Source organism: Desulfonatronovibrio hydrogenovorans DSM 9292 (genome assembly GCF_000686525.1).
Classification (GTDB): domain Bacteria; phylum Desulfobacterota; class Desulfovibrionia; order Desulfovibrionales; family Desulfonatronovibrionaceae; genus Desulfonatronovibrio; species Desulfonatronovibrio hydrogenovorans.
In genome coordinates this window covers 16,818-35,488 of record NZ_JMKT01000011.1, presented here as the reverse complement: position 1 = coordinate 35,488, position 18,671 = coordinate 16,818, and the positions used below count along the sequence as shown (strand labels likewise).

Annotated in this window: 10 protein-coding genes; 7 read left to right on the top strand and 3 right to left on the bottom strand. The window is 52.9% G+C overall.

The window, feature by feature from the left end:
• Nucleotides 1-172 precede the first annotated feature (172 nt).
• Nucleotides 173-826 (bottom strand): lactate utilization protein, encoded by a 654-nt coding sequence (locus P771_RS0109445; RefSeq protein WP_028574958.1) that lies wholly within the window; start codon nt 824-826, stop codon nt 173-175.
• A gap of 327 nt (nt 827-1,153) precedes the next feature.
• Between P771_RS0109445 and kamA the strand changes: the two genes are divergently transcribed.
• Together kamA and ablB are read left to right on the top strand one after the other, a co-directional pair.
• Entirely contained in the window at nt 1,154-2,560 is a 1,407-nt protein-coding gene (kamA, locus tag P771_RS17105) for a lysine 2,3-aminomutase (protein WP_084301807.1), read from the top strand.
• Nucleotides 2,550-3,383 carry a putative beta-lysine N-acetyltransferase gene (gene ablB / locus P771_RS0109425; protein WP_028574957.1) on the top strand — a complete coding sequence of 278 codons (834 nt, stop codon included), beginning with the start codon at nt 2,550-2,552 and terminating at the stop codon, nt 3,381-3,383. The genes kamA and ablB overlap by 11 nt, the downstream gene beginning before the upstream one ends.
• Before the next feature lie 8 nt (nt 3,384-3,391).
• On the opposite strand, the gene P771_RS18335 is transcribed toward ablB, so the two are convergent.
• Nucleotides 3,392-5,935 (bottom strand): PocR ligand-binding domain-containing protein, encoded by a 2,544-nt coding sequence (locus P771_RS18335; RefSeq protein WP_051617241.1) that lies wholly within the window; start codon nt 5,933-5,935, stop codon nt 3,392-3,394.
• Between the two features lie 210 nt (nt 5,936-6,145).
• Here P771_RS18335 and P771_RS0109415 point away from each other — a divergent pair, with 210 nt between their 5' ends.
• From P771_RS0109415 to P771_RS0109405, 3 genes are read left to right on the top strand one after another with little or no spacing between them, the layout of a single operon-like run.
• Nucleotides 6,146-7,405 (top strand): metallophosphoesterase family protein, encoded by a 1,260-nt coding sequence (locus P771_RS0109415; protein WP_028574956.1) that lies wholly within the window; start codon nt 6,146-6,148, stop codon nt 7,403-7,405.
• Between the two features lie 15 nt (nt 7,406-7,420).
• Entirely contained in the window at nt 7,421-10,939 is a 3,519-nt protein-coding gene (locus P771_RS0109410; RefSeq protein ID WP_028574955.1) for a YhaN family protein, read from the top strand.
• Nucleotides 10,920-13,604 carry a PD-(D/E)XK nuclease family protein gene (locus tag P771_RS0109405; protein WP_028574954.1) on the top strand — a complete coding sequence of 895 codons (2,685 nt, stop codon included), beginning with the start codon at nt 10,920-10,922 and terminating at the stop codon, nt 13,602-13,604. The genes P771_RS0109410 and P771_RS0109405 overlap by 20 nt, the downstream gene beginning before the upstream one ends.
• A gap of 53 nt (nt 13,605-13,657) precedes the next feature.
• On the opposite strand, the gene P771_RS0109400 is transcribed toward P771_RS0109405, so the two are convergent.
• Nucleotides 13,658-14,950, bottom strand: a complete 1,293-nt coding sequence (locus tag P771_RS0109400; protein WP_051617240.1) for a sigma-54 interaction domain-containing protein — start codon at nt 14,948-14,950, stop codon at nt 13,658-13,660.
• Between the two features lie 210 nt (nt 14,951-15,160).
• Here P771_RS0109400 and P771_RS0109390 point away from each other — a divergent pair, with 210 nt between their 5' ends.
• Both P771_RS0109390 and P771_RS0109380 read left to right on the top strand, forming a co-directional pair.
• The gene (locus P771_RS0109390; RefSeq protein WP_028574952.1) at nt 15,161-16,765 is read left to right on the top strand and encodes a TolC family protein; all 1,605 of its coding nucleotides are present in this window, start codon (nt 15,161-15,163) and stop codon (nt 16,763-16,765) included.
• A gap of 160 nt (nt 16,766-16,925) precedes the next feature.
• Nucleotides 16,926-18,671 carry an efflux RND transporter periplasmic adaptor subunit gene (locus P771_RS0109380; RefSeq protein WP_028574951.1) on the top strand — a complete coding sequence of 582 codons (1,746 nt, stop codon included), beginning with the start codon at nt 16,926-16,928 and terminating at the stop codon, nt 18,669-18,671.

Here is an 18,671-nt window from a genome sequence, read left to right as displayed (position 1 = left end):
TGTTAAACTGCTCTGAACTCCGGCAGCAGATTCAATTCTGCATCAGAAAAACATAGCCTGAGCCGGCTTTTTCCTCAAGACAAATATAGCCTGACCAATACCCTAAGGTCCGCATAATGCCGGACCCGGCACAGGATCCACAGTCAATGACCGTGCCTGGGACATCCCTGCATCAAAGCCCCATATCCCTGTTGATCAAGACAACAATTATCCTGGCCTTGGGAAAAGACTTCTCAGTAATGGTCCACACATTGCAGATCCGGTCCGGACTCTGACAGTCATGGCAGTAGGCTGTCTTGACACAGGGTGTTTTCTTGTTCAGACGCATGGCATTGGCTGGAGCCGAGATATCCTTGATCCGGTCCATGGCCTCATCCAGGTCAGCCACAACCTTGTTCCTCCCGCAAAGGACAAGGACATTTCTGGGGCCGAAGGTCAGGGCACCGACCCGGTTGCCGATCATATCCAGGTTGACCAGGAAGCCCTGCTCGGTCAGGGCATTGGTCCCGGTGATGAACAGGTCGCAAAGCAGGGCCTGTCTTCTTCGTTCCCAGGAGGCTTCAGGACTGATGCTCTTGTCGTAAGTATCCAGTATTTCCATATCACTCCTGTCCTTCAAGGCATCATAAAGTCCTGTTTCCTTAAAGGTTGCCGAACCTCCCCAGGACACCGACCCAGGCTTGAGCCTGGCTACAACCTCAGTCAGGACCAGCTTTCTGGCTTCATCCGGATCTTCGGCCACAAAACAGCTGAAGTTGTTTTCTTCAAGACTCTCTTTGACCTGATCAAGCCTTATTCTCCAGAACTTGTCCAGCTCGTTTCCCATGCTTCCCTCCTTTAATATAAACGGCTCGTCAACATACCCTGTGGAATCTAAAAATTCATAAGCCCTGAAGATGGTCTTTTCTGGTCCTGAACAAAAAAACAGGCTGTTTCAGGGCGCCTTATAAAACCGTCCCCAAGGTGCTGCCTGATATTGACCATTTGAGCAGTAATCAGTCAAGCCAGGCTGGCCATATCAAGCTCAAAAAGGGCAAAAAGCAGCCTGAATCAGGAAAACTTGATTATTTTCTGGATTTATTATAGTTAATGGTTGGAATATGACCAGGATGACAGGCAATAATGCTTGCTCCAAAGACAAAACAGGATAAAAATGCCCAAAATAAGTGACAAACACCGTAAAATAGCCCAAAGAATCGCCAAAATTCTGGCAAGAAACCCAAAAAACAGGTTCAGCCACACCCCAAGGTCTGTTGCCAGCCCAGGACCTGAACTCCATTTATCCTCAAAGCAGTGGTCGGACTGGAAATCAGGATGGACCGACTGGAAATGGCATATCAGACATTCCATCCGGGACATTAACAGCTTTGAACGGCTTCTGGGAGTGAAATTTTCCGAAACCACCAGAAAGGCCTTTGCCAGGACAACGGAAAAATTTCCCATGGCTGTTACACCATACTACCTGTCTCTTATCGAACCGGATGATTATGAAAACGATCCTGTTTTCCGCCAGTCTTTTCCATCCCCCCAGGAGCTGATCATTGAGCGATCAGACATGTCTGATCCGCTGCATGAGGAAGAAGACAGCCCCACCCCGGGCATCACCCATCGCTATCCCGACCGGGTCCTGTTCCATATCAGCAATATCTGCTCCATGTACTGCAGGCACTGCACCAGAAAGCGAAAGGTGGGGGACCAGGACACCATGCCGGGGAAAAAAGAAATGCTTAAAGGAATACAATACATACGAAATACCCCCCAGGTCAGAGATGTGCTTCTTTCTGGAGGTGATCCACTGATGCTTTCTGATGAACGCCTGGACTGGATCCTTGGAGAACTGGGAAAAATAAATCATGTTGAAGTAGTCCGGATCGGCTCAAGGATGCCGGTGGTCCTGCCCTACCGGATCACCCAGGACCTGGTGGATATGTTTAAAAAACATCATCCCCTGTGGTTCAACACTCATTTCAACCACCCTAGGGAAATCACCGCCACTTCCAGGGCAGCCCTGACCCGGCTGGCCGATGCCGGCATTCCCCTGGGCAACCAGACCGTTCTTCTGGCCGGGGTGAACGACTGTCAGCGTCTGATCAGGACCCTGAATCAGAAACTGGTCAAAAACCGGGTCCGGCCTTACTATATATACCAGTGCGACCTTTCCGAAGGCCTGACCCATTTCCGCACTCCAGTGGGCAAGGGAATTGAAATCGTTGAAAGCCTGCGGGGGCATACCAGCGGCTTTGCCGTGCCCACCTATGTAATTGATTCTCCGGGAGGAGGAGGCAAAATCCCCATTATGCCCAATTATATTGTTTCCTGGGGGGCCAATAAAGTGATCCTGCGCAACTTTGAAGGGGTCATTACCACCTATTCAGAACCTGAAAGTTATCAGGCCACGTTCTGTGACCGAAACTGCAAGTCCTGCAACCTTAAGCTTAAAGAGGATGATGCTGTGGAGCAGTGCGTGGGCATTGAAAAGCTTCTTTCAGACAGTGACACAACCTGCAGCCTGACCCCCATGGACAATGTCCGGATGGAGAGAAGAAACAATGTGGCCTGATAAGATGGTCCGGCTCGGCAAATCCCTGGTTCAGCACGGGCCGTTGAGCAACCGGGCCTACCTCATGGACCTTGATCCGGCTGATTGTCCCGAAATAGCGCCCCGGCTTAAAAACCTGGCCGTTCAAAAGGGTTATACCAAGATATTTGCCAAGGTCCCCGACAGTCTGGCCAAACCTTTTGCTGAAGCCGGATATCAGACCGAAGCCTTTATACCTGGATTTTACCGGAGACAGGACGGGGCCAGATTCATGGGAATGTATCTGGAGGAAAAGCGCAGCAGCTGCCGGAACAAAGAACTTGCCCAGAAAGTTCTAAGGACATCAAATAAAAAAAGGGGCTCATCCGGGTCCAGTCTTGCCCCGGGCTACCGGATCAGGGCCATGACTCCTGAGAATATCCCGGCTATGGCTGAACTCTATTCCCTGGTGTTCAACTCCTATCCCTTCCCTATTTTCCAGCCCGATTACCTGGAAAAGACCATGCAGGACAATGTCTCCTATTTCGGGGTCTTATGCGGCGAAAACCTGGCTGGACTGGCTTCAGCTGAAAAAGATATGTCCAGCCTGGCTGCAGAGATGACTGACTTCGCCACCCTGCCCGGGCACAGGGGCAGGAATCTGGCTGGAGCACTCCTGGAAGCCATGGGTACTCACATGACCAAGGCCGGCATAAAAACCCTGTACACCATTGCCAGGTCAGGGTCATTCGGTATGAATATCACCTTTGCCAGAGCCGGATTTCAGTATGCCGGGACCCTGACCAACAACACCCATATAGCAGGCAGTATTGAAAGCATGAATGTCTGGCACAGGACCTGCTGAAAAACATCCTATTTGTCCAGGACAGCCCTGACCCGGCCCAGAAAATCACTGATCCGGTAAGGTTTGGCCACAAAATCAGCTGCCCCGTTGGCCAGGCTTTGATCAAGGCTGTAGGTGTAGCCGCTGGAGATGATCACCTTGACCCCGGGATCAATCTTTTTCAGTTCATGCAGGCAGGAATACCCGCCCATGCCCGGCATGTTCAGATCAAGAATCACCAGGTCAATATCTTTTCCCCGGCCCTGAAAGACTTCCAGGGCCTGTTCACCATTCACAGCCGAAGTAATCCTGTACCCCGAGCCTTCCAGGACCTCTCTGGTCAGCTTTCTGATTTCAGCTTCGTCATCCACCACCAGAATGTGCTCGGTTCCGCCAGAGGGTGCCGGCTCCTCCACACTGGCCTCGGTTTCTGGTCCGGAGGAATTAATGGCCGGAAGAAATATCTTGAATTCAGTACCTTTTCCAGGCCTGCTCCGACAGAATATGTTGCCACCATGATTCTTGACAATGCCGTATACTGAAGCCAGACCCAGCCCGGTTCCCTTGCCTACTTCCTTGGTGGTGAAAAAAGGTTCAAAAACCTTATTCCGTGTCTCCCTGTCCATGCCGCACCCTGAGTCGGCAACCAACAGCAGAACATATTCCCCTGGAGTCACTTCCGGGTGGACCCGGCAAAAGGCCTCGTCCAGGACTGTATTCCGGGTCCTGACTTCAACCTTCCCCCCTCTGGGCATGGCATCCACGGAATTATTGACCAGGTTTAAAATGATCTGCTCAATCTGGACCGGATCTGCACTGATGGTTCGGGGAAATTCTTCCAGATCAAGCTCCATGGAAACCATTTTCGGGATGGTACTCCTGAGAAGCCTTTCCGACTCAAGCACAACCTGGTTCAGGTTGACAGGCTGATGCCGGGATTCCATTTTCCGGCTAAAGGCCAGAAGTTGATTGACCAGACCGGCAGCCCGTTCACCTGACCTGTTGATCTGCTCCAGGGCATTAAAATCAGGATCCTGGGCATTCTTTCTGGATATAAGAAGCTGGGAATAGCCCACTATTGCCTGAAGTATATTATTGAAATCATGAGCTATCCCCCCTGCCAGAGTTCCCACTGCCTCCATCTTATGGGCCTGGACCAGCTGGTTTTCAAGATCTTTGCGATCACTTATATCGGTGTGGGTCCCGATGACCCTCACTGGTTCTCCATCAGGAGAACGCTCCATAACCTTTCCTCTGTCCAGGATCCATTTGTATGACCCGTCTCTGCACCTCAGCCTGAATTCGCATTTATACACAGGGGTTTCCCCCTTGAGGTGCCTGTTCAGTTCATTCACAGCCATCTGGACATCATCAGGATGCAGCCGGGATTCCCAGTCGTGGTAAGTGTCGCCGACCTCATCATCCCTATACCCCAGAGTGGTCTTCCACTGACGGGAATAAAAGATCCTGTTTGTCTGGACATTCCAGTCCCACACTCCGTCTCCTGGTCCCTCCAGAGCAAAATGCCACCTGGCTTCACTCTCCTTGAGGGACTCAATCAGCCTGTCCCGTTCCATGATTATTCTGGACAGCCTGATGTTTCTTTCGCTCAGCTCGGCGATCATCAATCCCAGCCGGGCATAAAAGGACATGATGGTGTTGACCGTCTTCCGGTCCAGCCTGGGGACCCTGTCCAGGGCGGCCAGGTACTGTTGCTCATCAAATCCGAACCGGTGGGCCCTGGCTCTGAACCACTCCCGGTCAACCTTTTCATCTTCAAAAAAACACTGGCCTGAATAAAGGGTCCCCAAATGCTTCCCTCCGACAATTATGGGGGTGGACATGTCCCATAATCCATTGCCGCACCTGTATAGCCTGAACTGGCCGGGAGCCGGGTTTTCTTTCTGGCATAAATCGCTTTCCTTGCAATTATTCAGGGTTTCAGGATGCACTCGGTGAAACTTGGAACAGATGTCCTGCCAGCCGGTGGAAACCAGAACATTGCCCTTCAAGTCCAGAATGGCCATCCCGATCCGGACCAGTCCATACAGATTGTCCACCAGGGCCTGGAGATCCTGATGGTCGATTATGTCGGTCAGTTCCAGACCCGAAATATCGCCCTCAGGTTCAAGAATGGTCTTCAGCTTTTTCCGAACCTTGGACTCGCTCTCCTGCAGAAAACACTGGATGTTTTTCTTTTCAGTTGTATCCGTAATAAATCCTTCATAGTGCAGGATTCTACCTTCATCATCCCGGACAGCCCGGATATTTTCCGAAATCCAGATCACTGTCCCGTCCTTCTTGAGTTGACGGCTTTCAAAGTCAAGAACTTCCCCGTGTTTCTCCAAAAGATCCAGAAGCCGGTCCCTGGTCCCGGGATCAGCAAATATCTGCCGGGCTATGTCCGTAACCGAATCCATCATCTCCTGGGGGGATTCATAGCCGTGAATCCTGGCTGTAGTCTGATTCATCCAGAGGTAGCGACCATCAGGAGTGCTCTGGAAAATCCCCACCGGGGCTCTTTTAAGGAGGGTGTCCATTTCTCCTGGACTGAGCGGCTTGGAAGAAGTCATCTTTGATATCCTGAAACCAGCATCATAACTGGAGACACAAGAATTGTTGATTAGAAATAAACCCTAATTTTCTTTCCAGGGAAAATCAAGAACAACCCGCTGACAAGTCCCTCTGGACCTAAACTGCCGGTTTGGTAATGATCCATCTTCAATTAACTGTCTGCATAAATCTTTATTGAGGCCTGAGACTAAAGCTGGTATTCTTTATAAATGCTGACCTTTATTCATGCTGCTGACTTTCACCTGGACAGCCCGCTGCGCGGTCTGGACCGTTACGAAGGAGCCCCGGCCCGGGAAATCAGGCAGGCCGGCCGACGGGCTCTGGCCAATCTTGTTGAGTACATTCTGGACAACCAGATTCCCCTGCTGCTCATTGCCGGTGATCTTTATGATGCTGACTGTCCTGATTTCCAGACCCTTCTCCACTTTTCCATGCAGATGGACAGACTCAAGCATGCCGGAACCAGGGTCGCCCTTATCCACGGCAACCACGACGCAGGCAATTCCATGACCAGATCCCTGAGGCTGCCGGACAACGTCAGGACTTTCTCCTGGTCCCGGGCCGAGACCTGGATCATCAAGGACCTGGGAACTGCAGTCCATGGGCAGAGCTTCAGATCCCAGGAGGTCCTGGACAACCTTGTGCCTGACTTTCCCGGACCTGTGCCCGGCCTTTTCAACATAGGGCTGCTGCACACCTCCCTGTCCGGCCGTCCCGGCCACAGCGGTTACGCGCCATGCGACCTGGACCATCTCCTGGCCAAAAACTATGATTACTGGGCCCTGGGTCATATCCATCGCCCTGAAACAGTTCACAGCCACCCGCCGGTGATCTTTTCCGGATGCATTCAGGGCCGGCACATCAGAGAGCCCGGACCCAAGGGCTGCGTCCGGGTGGATGTGGACAATTCCGGTTCAGTCCGGACTGAATCCATTGCCCTGGATGTATTCCGCTGGAAGACCCTGGAAATAGACATCTCTCAGTCAGATACCCTTTCCAGGGTCCTGGATCTTGCTGCAATAAAAATCGAGCAGAGCTTTTCCAGTGAATCCCAGGGCAGGCCCATGGCCTTCAGAATAGTCCTCACCGGAACAGGGCCGGTCCATGATCAGCTGCAAAAGGACCGGGAACTTCTCAAGGCCTCCATCCGCAGGATTGCCACAGATGTTTCAAGACAGCAGATCTGGGTGGAAAAAATAATCCTCAACACCTTCCCGGCCATTGATTTCGAAGAACTCAAAAAAAGCCCGTCTCCCCAGGGAGACCTGGCCAGATTTCTGGACGAACTGGAAAAATGCCCTGAGAACCTTGAACAAATCGGCTTCAATCTGGATGATCTGGCTGGAAAGCTGTCCGGGACCGGCTTTAAACTGCCGGATCTGAACAATGCCCGGGTCCGCAGAGAGCTTATTCAAGAAGCACGCCGAATCATCATCCCTGCCCTGTCCAAGACAATCAACTCAGGGTGACCCAGGACCCGTGCCATGAAAATCAGAAAACTTCATTTAAAGGCCTTTGGCTGTTTCACAGACCAGACACTGGACTTTTCCAGCCCCAAATCCGGACTGCAGATCATCTTTGGGCCCAACGAAGCCGGCAAGAGCACCACCATGCGGGCCCTGGACTCGTTTTTTTTCGGTTTCGGGCACACCACTCCTGATGCCTTCCTGCACAGCTACAAGGACCTGGCTGTAGGTGCTGAACTGGAGACAGAGACCGGTCCGACCCTGGACCTGACCAGGTTCAAGCGGGCTAAAAACGACCTGGTAAATCAGGCTGGGCAGGCAATTGACCCGGCAGTGCTCAATGGGCTCATGACCGGCCTGACCAGGGATATGTATACCAATATGTTCAGCCTGGGACACCAGAGCCTTCGGCTTGGTGCAAAGGAAATCCTGGAAGGCGGCGGCCACCTGGGGGAAACCCTGTTTGCAGCAGCATCCGGAATAACCAGTTTGCGCCTGACTCTGGAAGACCTGAGAAAGGGAGCTGATGAATTATTCACCCCCAGGGCTTATTCCAAGCCTGTATGGCAGAATATCCAGGAAATATCCCGGCTGGGCAGAGAGCTTCAGCAAATCGCCCTGAAGCCTGAACAGTGGAAAACCCTCAGACAGGGCCTGGAAAAGGCAGTTCAGAACAAGGATGAAATCGAAGGAAAAATCAGATCCTTGGAATCTGAAATCAGTCGCAAGTCAAGGTTTCACCAGGCCATTCCCCTGATATCGGGCTACCTGGAACTCAAATCCCAGTTAAAGGCCCTGGGCCAGGTACCGGTCCTGAGTCCGGACTTTCCAGAAAAAAGGGAAAAGATCCTGGCCGGTTTAAACCGCCTTAAGTCTGAATTAAGCAGCTTGTCCCAGCTGGAGTCAAAGCTGGTCCATGCACTGAAAGATATCCCTGTCTCTGGAAAGGCCCTGGATTTTGCCCCTGAAATCGACCGGCTTCATTTGAAGGCTTCAGCTGTTGCCCAGGCCAGGGAGAATATCCTGGCCCTGGAACAGGATATCAGGGAGATTCAAGGCTCTATAAAACAAAAGACTGAAATGCTTCCCAGCCACCTCACCCCGGCGGATCTGGATCAGATCCAGCTGAATACCCTGCAGACCAGAAAACTTGAATCCCTGGCCAGGGAACTGAATTCATTGCAGAGCAGCATCACCCAGGCCCAAAGGGACCTCTGGGAAACCCAAAAAGACCTGACAACCACCCAGGACCGGCTGGCAAAATTTGAAAAGGTTCCAGACCGGAAAAACCTGGAGATTTTATCAAGAAGGCTGGCCCAGTCTCCTGAACTCATGGAACAGGAAAGCACTGCAGCCGGAAAAGTCAGTGAACTGTCCTCAAAAATCAACAAGCAGATCCAGTCCCTGGGACTGTGGAAGGGTTCCAGAAAAGAGCTTTCCAGCCTTGTTTTGCCTCTGCAGGAAACCATTGACCTCTTTGACCGGAAAATTCAGGAATCCCGGCACGGAGTTGATTTGATCCAAAAGGAGATCCAGGATCTGCAGAACCTTATCTCTTCCAGGAAAAGGGAACTCAACGGGATTGATCCGGACCGGTCCCTGCCTTCTCCGGACGACCTGATAAAGGCCAGGGCCCTGAGAGATCACGGATGGTCTCTGGTCAAAACCGCCTGGCTGGATCACCAGGAGGATCAATCTCAGATTAGCACCTTCCTGGTTCAGACTTCATCAGACAGCCTTGCCCTTGGCTTTGAAAAGAGCTTGTCTCAGGTTGATGCAGCTGCAGATGACCTTCTGGCCAATGCTGAAAGGGTGGCTGCCAGTTCAGGACTGGTCAGGGAGATTGCCGGGCTTGAACTCAAAACAGAAGAACTGGAAGCAGAGCTTGAGTCCAGAACCGGACAGCACACAGCCATCCTCCAAAAGTGGGCCCATCTCTGGCCGGGCCTGGATTCATCTCCCCTGTCACCAAGGGAGATGTCGGCCTGGACAGCCAAGGTCAATGAAATCCGGCGGCTGGAAGACAACCTGGACCAAGAAAGCCAGGACCTTGACCTGATCCGGAAAAAAACAGCTCAGTTAAAGGCTGCAGCCCGGGATATCCTGACCCGGGAGGGCTTTTCCTTGCCCGGAGATGCAGACCTGATCACCCTTTCCAGCCTGACTGATCAGGCCCTGAACAAGGCTTCGGAACTCTTGAAAGCCAGGACCAGCTTAGAGTTTGAGCAGGAAAAGACCGCATCTGTCCTGGAGAAAATCCAACTGAAAATAAACGACCTGAACCAGGATCTGCAGAGCACAAAGTCTGAATGGACCAGGGCCCTGGCTGAAACCGGCCTCAGCCCCGAGCAGAGGCCTGAAGATACCCTGGAGGAAATCCGGATCATCAAGGATATCCTTTCAAGCCGGGCTCAGGCAGAAAAGCTGGCTGGCCAGAAGAACAGCTTGGAAAAGAAATGCCGGGAATTCACAAGCCAGGTGATCAATCTTATGTCCAGCCTTGATTATACCCGGACCGGACAGGACCGGCCCGAGGACATTATTGCCAGACTCCATGCCCGCCTCAGGGATGAACAGAAAAAGGCCGACCAAAAGGACCGCATTGAGCAGCGCCTTGTTGAGACCAGGGAAAAGATCGATTTAAACAGAACCGAACTTGAAATCCTTGAAAAGGATCTGGCTTACCTGTGCAGGGAAGCAGATGCTGCAGAGCCGGATCTCCTGCCGGATATCATTGAGCAGTTCAGAAGAAAAAACCAGCTCCAGACAAAATTCGAACACCTCCAGGATAAGCTGCAGAGCATTGCTGCTGGAGAGAACCTGGATCAGTTCGTGGCCACGGCAGGTCAATCAGATCCGGACCAGCTCCAGGCAGAAATCTCCAGCCTTAAGAACCAGAAGCTGGAGCTGAACACTGAACGGGACGCCATTATTGAAGAAAAGCGTGAATTCCAGCTCAAACTGAAACATATGGACGGCACTTCCAGGGCCCTGGAAGTGGAGCAGGCCATCCAGGATCAGAAAGCCTCCCTTGAAGAAAACGTCCAGCAGTACATCCGGTTCCGTCTGGCCGCTGACATCCTGGCTGCAGAAGTGGAAAGGTACAGATCAGCCAACCAGGGGCCGGTCCTCAGAACAGCCGGGGATATCTTCCAGACCATCACTTCAGGGGCTTTTAAGACCATCATTACCGATTTCAATGAAAAAGGTGAGCCGGTCATCATGGCTGCCAGGGTCCAGGGAGAAAAGCTGGGAGTGAATGACTTGAGCGACGGGTCAAGGGACCAGCTCTTTCTGGCCCTCAGACTGGGAGGAATATACAGATACCTTGAAAACAATCCTCCCTTTCCCTTTATGGTGGACGACATCCTGGTCCACTTTGATGACCAGCGATCCCTGAACACCCTGGCCGTGCTGGCTGAACTGTCCCGGAAAACACAGGTCCTTTTTTTCACCCACCACCGGCACCTGGTGGACCTTGCCCTGCAGATCCCGGAAAAAGACGCGGTGATTATTCATGAACTTTCAGCCTGCTGAAAAAAGCGAAGTATTTAAAATTCTTGAAGCCCAAGGCGAGCTGGTCACTTCCACCAGGCGTCTTTCCAGGCATCTGAACATGGCCTTTGCCCGGTACCAGCAGCAGAAAAACCAGCTGGTCTGGGAAACTCCCACCCTGCTTCCATTGAGTTCCTGGCAGGAAAAAGCCTTTTTTTCAGCTCAAAAGGACCGGTCTTACCCCAGCCTGCTCACCCCGGAACAGGAAAAGACCATCTGGCAGGAAATAATTGCCGAATCCGGTCATGACCTGGCTCTTTCAGGCTATTCAGAAATGGCTGCCGCCGCAGGCAGGGCCTTTGACACCATGATCCGCTACAGGTTTTCCCTTGAAGAACTTGAAACCTGTCTGGAAAGCGAGGTCAGAGTTTTTGCAGGGTGGGCCAGGGCTTTCATGAATGTCTGCTCCCAGGAAAAATTTCTGTACCGGGCAGGGCTGTCTGATTTTATCAGCCGGCTGTGGGAGAAAAACCGGCTGGAAATCCCCAAACAACTGGTCCTGGCCGGATTTTATGAATTTGACCCGGCTCTGAACGATCTTCTCCGGGTCCTCAGCCGGCAGGGGACCAGCCTGTTTGTCCTGAAAAAAAAATCTGCTGCTCCGAATATTGATAAGGTCGCTTTTAATGAATTCAGCCAGGAAGCAGAAACTGCCGCCTGCTGGGCCTTGAACCTGATCCTGAATGATCCCGGAATCAGCATCGGGATCCTGGTCCCGGGTCTTGAGAATTATCGAAACCGGCTGGTCCGGACCTTTGACCGGATTTTTCATCCGGATCAGCTTACTGTTCCGACTGAACCGGAAAACAGGGTATTCAACCTGTCCCTGGGTGAACCCCTGTCCACCCGGCCCCTGGTCCGCTGCGGACTTCTGTTCCTGGACTTCTTAGTCCGTGACCAGTGGGATATTCAGGAACTGAGTGTCCTTTTGAATTCTCCCTTTATCTTCGGGGGTTCTGATGAATTTCCAGCCAGATCGGCCCTGGATACAAAGATCCGCCAGGGGGGCCAGCCCTGGAGGACCCCGGACCTGGTCCTGGAGCTGGCCTCGGACCAGTCTGGACCGTGGCACTGCCCAGAACTTGTCCGGATATTTCATCAGGCCCAAGAGCTTGTTCAGGACCAGGACCCCTTTCAAAGTCCGGCCAGATGGGCAGCTGTCTTTTCCCGGCTCCTGAAACTGGCTGGCTGGCCTGATGCCAGAGCTTTAAACAGCCCGGAATTCCAGACCGTTCAAGCCTTTAACAGCCAGCTCACCAAACTGTCCGGCCTGGAAAAGGTGCTGCAAAAAATCAGTTATTCAAAAGCACTGTCCAAGCTGACCAGCCTGGCCCATACTGAAATATTTCAGCCCGAATCAGGCCAGGTTCCAGTCCAGATCCTGGGGCTGCTGGAAATTCCCGGCCTGGAATTTGACCATCTGTGGGTCATGAATATGAACGCAGATGTCCTGCCTGCTCCAAGCAAACCCAACCCGTTTCTGCCGGTGGACCTCCAGCGGAAAAACTTCACTCCTGGTTCTTCTCCGGCCCGGGAACTGGAGCTGGCCCAAAAACTGATGGATTCCATCCTTCAGTCATGTCCAAACATAACCTTCAGCTATTCGGTAAAAAAGGATGACCAGGACCTTCTGGAAAGTCCTTTTATCAAGAAATTCATATTGATTGAGCCGGAAAAAGTGGATATCCGGCCGGCCCTGGATGTTTCCGGGCTATTCCGGCAGCATTCCCGGCTTGAAGAGATAATTGACGACCACGGACTGACCCTCAGGGGCCACCAGCTGACCGGAGGGACCAGGGCCTTTCAGGACCAGGCCCTGTGTCCGTTTAAAGGATACGCAATACACCGGCTGGGTGCCCTGCCTGTTGAAGAACCATTGTTCGCCCTGGGACCGGTTGACCGGGGAAACCTGATCCACCGGGCTCTGATGCTCACCTGGCAGGAGATATATTCTCTGGAGGAACTCAGGGAACTAAAAGAGCTGAACACCCTTGAGCCCCTCCTGGACAGGGTGGCTGAGATTGCTGTGCATGAATTCGCCCGAAATGGACATGTCCTGTTTACAGCTGAATTCATGGATATCGAAGTCCTCAGACTGAAAACACACTTGAAGAACTGGCTTGATCTTGAGCTGGAACGGAAAGACTTTCAAATCCTGGCTCTGGAGAAAAACGAAGAAGCAGTTATAAACGGGATCCGGATCAAAACCAGGCTGGACCGGATGGACAAACTGGATAACGGCCGCCCGGTGATCATCGACTATAAGACCGGGGCAGCCATGGAAAAGATCGAGGCCATGTGGATGCAGGAGCGGATCATTGAACCCCAGCTGCCCATTTATGCCCAGGCCGCTCAAACCACTCCTGCAGCTGTAGTCCTGGCCCAGATCAATGCCGGAGCAATGAAGCTGCACGGACTTGTTGACAATGCCAGTCCCATCCTTGAAAACGATTCCCAGGCCAGAAAACACCGACTGGACCAGGCAGACCTGGAACAGGCCCTGGCCACCTGGCAAGAAAGACTCGGGCTCATAGCCGGTGAATTAAAGGACGGGCTGGCTTTGGTTGACCCGCTGCCCCGTCCAGGGGATAAAACCTGCAGGTATTGCCATCTTATGCCCCTGTGCAGGATCAATGACCAGGACTGAGCCTGCTCCTTCCAGATCCGGCCCCAGTCTGGCTGGCCTGCTGCAGGGCTTGATCAGAAAAGCCTTTTCATTTTCTTGCGCAGCCCTTCCCGGCTGATGCCCAGAAGTCTGGCAGCCTGGGTCTTGTTGCCCTGAGAGACCTCCAGGGCCCTTTGCACAAGTTTTTTTTCTGCTTTGGCCAGGCTCTGAACTTCTGCTTCTGGTCTGTCCTGAAGGTCTTTGAGGTCCTGGTCTTTTCCTGTTCCAGTCTCTGGAGCAGTGCTGATTGCAGGACTTTTCCGGCTGGCCCGGGCTGACTCCCGGATACTCAAGGAAAGATCCTCCAGCCTGATAACTGAAGAATACGCCAAAGCAACCAAGCGCTCCACCTCGTTTTCCAGTTCACGGACATTACCCGGCCAGGAATAGCTGAAAAGAGCCCTCATGGCCTCAGGACTGACCTTCATGGATGCCCGGTTCATGCTCCGGCAATGGACATCCATGAATCTTTTCACCAGCAGGGGCAGATCTTCCGGCCGTTCAGCCAGGGGAGGAAGGCACAGGGAAACAACATTCAGCCTGAAAAAAAGATCGCTCCGAAACCTTGCTGCTGCTGTTTCAGCCTTAAGGTCCCTGTTGGTGGCCGCCACCACCCGGATGTCCACAGGTATAGGCTCTTTGCCGCCGACCCTGGTTATCACCCGCTCTTCCAGGACCCGGAGGATCTTGGCCTGGCTGGACAGGGGCATGTCTCCGATTTCGTCAAGAAAGAGCGTGCCCTTGTGGGCCTGTTCCAGCAGGCCCTTGCGCATGGCCACTCCTGTGGCCACCCCCTTTTCAATCCCGAACAGCTCACTTTCAAACAGAGTTTCCGGAACAGCCGAACAATTGACCGCCACAAACGGACTAGGTCCCCGCAGAGAATTATAATGCAGGGCTTTGGCGATCAGCTCCTTTCCAGTCCCGGTCTCTCCGGTGATGAGTACGTTGACTGAAGTGTCGGCTATGCGTTCCACCTGATCCAGTATTTTTCGCATTTCAGGATTCCGGCCGATGATTTTCTTGCTGGAAAAACGTTCCTGCAGGCCTTTTTTCAGACCGGCATTCTCTTTGAGCAGCTGCTTTCTGGCCTGCTGCAGTTCCTTGAGCATTTCCTCCATGCGGTATTCCCTGGCTTCCACCTTGACCAGCATCATGCCAAAAGATTCAGCCAGTTTGGCAATACGTTCCGGGTATCTCTTCTGTCTGGTCAACTCAAAAAGATCATCTGCCTGCTCAAATTTGTTCCAGGCCAGATCATGACAGATCTGTTCCATTTTTTTCAGCAGCCGGTCCACTTCAGGAGTCAATACTTTTTCCTTGTCCATAGCACGTTCATCCATTCTTTTTTAAAAAATTACGACCAAGAGCGGTTAACCCACTCTGATAATAAATGTAAAGCCCTCATCTTTGGTCAAAACCCATGTCCGGGCTGACCCGGAGCAGTGTCCAGAATAATCCGTTGACAAAAAACTTCTTTTTTTCTAACTGGATCAGGTAATAATCCCATGACATCACTTCATCCCCCCAGATAATCTATGACACTCAGGGTCCTGAACAAGACTTGGCTCCTGCCGGCCATCGCTGTGCTCTACCTGATCCTGATTGTACCCGGCCAGTCTCAGGCCTGGGAAACCCCGGCTTCATCAGGCTACCCACTGGTCATGGAACTGTCCCTGACTGATGCGGTGTTCATGGCCCTGCGCCACAACCGCTCTCTGGAAAGCGCCTACCTGGACAGGGTCCTGGCCAGATTCAATCTGCGCCGGGACCTGACAAAGTTCCATCCGGACCTGGAGATCGACCTGGGAGCTGAAACCGATATCACAGAAGAGTCCACTACCTATCAGGGAGATGATCGCCCTGACTCCAGAGTGACCACCCGCAGCACCGGGACCTATGCCACCACCAGGATCAGTCAGAACATACCCACCGGGGCTGAGCTGTCTTTTGTCTGGGACAACCGGGCCAGAACTACCAGGACCTCCACCCGTGACGCTTCAGCCAGAAGACAGCCCATGGATACAGGCTGGGGAGTTGAATTCAGCCAGCCCCTGCTCAAGGACGGAGGATGGGCCTACAGCACTGCCTCGGTGACCAAGGCCAGGCTTAATGAGGAAAATGCCGTCCGTTCCATGCGCGATGCTGTCATTGATACCGTGACCCTGGTCATTAAGAATTATCGAGATCTGCTGCGTGCTTACCAGGACCTGAAGGTCCAGCAGGAATCCCTGCATCAGGCCAGGCAGCAGATGGAACTAACCCGGGTGCTCATCACCACCGGACGCAGAGCAGCCAACGAGATCCTGCAGTCCGAGGCCAATGTGGCCCGGCAGGAATTCGCCCTGGAAAACGCCAGGTCCAGTCTGGACAACGCCCATCTGGCCCTTTTGAACAGCCTGAATATCGGCCGGGACATCACCATTATCCCCACAGAAGAAATAGCCTACCGGACCGTGGAGCCTGACCTTGAACAATGCCTTGAAATCGCTTTTGCCCGTAATTCAGGCTATCTGAACGCATTAAATCAGAAGGAAGTGGCCCGGCTGAGCATTCTGGAAGCTGAAAATCAGAAGATGTGGGATTTGTCCCTGGACGCAGGATACAGCCAGGGCTGGAACCGGGACCGGCACGGACCTGACCCTGATTACCGAAGGGATGAATGGAATGTGGGCCTGTCCCTGAACATTCCTCTGCCTTTGTACGGGAATGCCAAGTACCAGCGTGAAAGCCCTCTGCTCCAGGCCAGGATAGCCTTGCGCAAAGCTGCCATGAACATCCTGACCACCGAAGAAAATCTGGAAAACCAGGTCAGAAACGAAGTGCGCAGGGTCCAGTCCGCCCACAGGCAGGTGGAGATGGCCAGGCGGACCAGACAGCTCTCTGAACAGAGCTTTGAGGTCAGCGAATTGGAATTCAGGCTGGGCAGGATATCCAACGTGGACTTTATCAGGGAACAGGATAAACTGCGTGATGACCGCCTGGCTGAAATCCAGGCCATCATTTCCTATGAAAATGTTTTAACCGATCTTGACAGGCTGCTGGCCACCAGCCTTGATACCTGGGAGATTGAATTCACTCCCCACCGGGCCGATCTGGAAGAGGAACTCCTTGGCCGCAGGACCTGGATGCTGGGGAATTAACTTGGGCAGCTTTTGAGGCTGCCGGGGTGTTTTCATCCATCAGCCCCCTGGAACAGGGCAGCCTGGACCCGGATTTAACCGTAGCTATTCAGGAACCTTCCGGTCTGGATGCCCTTGAAAACAACCCCAGGATATAACCAAATCACCTGGAGCAGGATGAATGCCAGCTGAATCATTTTATCAGAACATTCTGGAAAACATGGCTGACGGGGTCATGGCCCTGGATTTCAAGGGCCGGATCATCATGTTCAACTCAGCTGCAGGCCGGATCCTGGGCCTTGATCCTGAGCAGGCCATGGGAAAACCGTTCGCTATGATTTTCCTGGACCAGGCTGAAACCAACGACCAGTTCAATCAGGTGGTTCTGGATGCCGTATATCAGCAGGGCATCGGTCTGACCTCCACTGTGGACTTTGCCAGGCCTGACAGCTCAACCGCCATCCTGTCCATAACCTCCTCCTACCTGGGCCGGGAAGACGGGCACCAGGATAAAAGCGGAGTCATCCTGGTTTTTTCCGACATCACCGAGATCAAGGGTCTTCAGAAAAAACAGGAAGAGGACGCCCGCAAACTGGGCCGGGCTTACCAGGACCTGGAGGCCAAAAACGAACTTTTGCAGCGGGCGTTGAAAAAAGTCCAGGTGGTCCGGGTAGTCTCAAGCATACTGATCATCTGCCTTTTTCTGGGCATAGGCCTGTACTACTTCCAGGGCAACACCCTGGTCAAAAGAATCCAGGAATCATCTGCCCGGACATCCTCTCCGGGACAGGCTGAATCAACTTATCACACTGTCCAGCCAGCTCCCCTTTCAGCCTCGGTCTCCCTGTCCGGGCAGCTGGAGCCTCTGGAGGAAATCGTTGTAACTGCGCCCTTTGAGGCCATGATCACCCAGCGTAACTTTTCCTTTGGCCAGATGGTTGAACAGGGCGATCTGCTCCTGGCCCTTGACCCCTCTGGCCTGGAAATAAAACTGCGCAACGCCAGGAGTGACTTTATCAAGGCCAACCAGCACCTCCAGAATCTTCTGAACTGGGACACGGGAACTGAAATGACCAGGGCCCGCAGAAGCCTGGCCAGGGCCAGAGATACCCTGGCCCTTAATGAAAGGAAACTGGAAGAGGCGGAACTGCTCTACCAGAGCGGTGTGATTCCGGCTCAGGAGCTTGAAAGCGCCAGGCGCCAGAAAGAAAGCTCCCAGGAGGATGTCCAGTCTGCCCTGGAGGAACTTGAATCAGTCCGGGAAAAAGCCGGCCCTGAGAATATTGAGCTGGCTCAAATGGACAGGGAAAACGCCAAAGTCAATCTGGAAAACCTGGAAAGACAACTGGCAGGCAGAAATATCACTGCTCCGGTCTCCGGGGTGGTCATCCAGCCGGTAGCAGCAGATGACAAGAAGATATCCCTGGAAAAAGGCTCCATGGTAAATTCCGGAGCAAGCCTGCTTGCTGTAGGTGATCTGAGCGGGGTTACTGTCAGCACCAGGGTAGATGAGATAGATGTTCATAAAATTTCTCTGGGTCAGCCTGTCCAGGCCAGGGGCGATGCTTTTCCGGGCATCACCCTTGAAGGTGTGGTCACCCACATTTCAGCCCAGGCCGTGTCCGGCTCAGGCAGGCATGGAGCTGAATTTGATGTCCGGATCACATTTCCCCAGGTAGAGGAAAGGGTCCTGGATCTGATCCGGGTGGGCATGTCAGCTGATCTTGAAGTGGTGGTCTATGAAAAAAAAGATGCCCTGCTGGTTCCCATTTCCTTTGTACGCACCTTCCAGGGAACTCCCATGGTCAGAATGGTTGGGCCTGACAACTCCATAGCCGAACAAAGGGTCCAAACAGGAATGACCACTCTGCGCTCAGTTGAAGTCCTGTCCGGAGTCAACCCCGGAGACAGGCTGGCAGGCTGGTGA

Excerpts from the sequence above, each read along its gene's own strand:
- P771_RS0109410 (WP_028574955.1), top strand. The coding sequence starts at position 7,421 with ATGAAAATCAGAAAACTTCATTTAAAGGCCTTTGGCTGTTTCACAGAC.
- kamA (WP_084301807.1), top strand. The coding sequence starts at position 1,154 with ATGCCCAAAATAAGTGACAAACACCGTAAAATAGCCCAAAGAATCGCC.
- P771_RS0109415 (WP_028574956.1), top strand. The coding sequence starts at position 6,146 with ATGCTGACCTTTATTCATGCTGCTGACTTTCACCTGGACAGCCCGCTG.
- P771_RS0109405 (WP_028574954.1), top strand. The coding sequence starts at position 10,920 with ATGAACTTTCAGCCTGCTGAAAAAAGCGAAGTATTTAAAATTCTTGAA.
- P771_RS0109400 (WP_051617240.1), bottom strand. The coding sequence starts at position 14,950 with ATGGACAAGGAAAAAGTATTGACTCCTGAAGTGGACCGGCTGCTGAAA.
- ablB (WP_028574957.1), top strand. The coding sequence starts at position 2,550 with ATGTGGCCTGATAAGATGGTCCGGCTCGGCAAATCCCTGGTTCAGCAC.
- P771_RS0109445 (WP_028574958.1), bottom strand. The coding sequence starts at position 826 with ATGGGAAACGAGCTGGACAAGTTCTGGAGAATAAGGCTTGATCAGGTC.
- P771_RS18335 (WP_051617241.1), bottom strand. The coding sequence starts at position 5,935 with ATGACTTCTTCCAAGCCGCTCAGTCCAGGAGAAATGGACACCCTCCTT.
- P771_RS0109380 (WP_028574951.1), top strand. The coding sequence starts at position 16,926 with ATGCCAGCTGAATCATTTTATCAGAACATTCTGGAAAACATGGCTGAC.
- P771_RS0109390 (WP_028574952.1), top strand. The coding sequence starts at position 15,161 with ATGACACTCAGGGTCCTGAACAAGACTTGGCTCCTGCCGGCCATCGCT.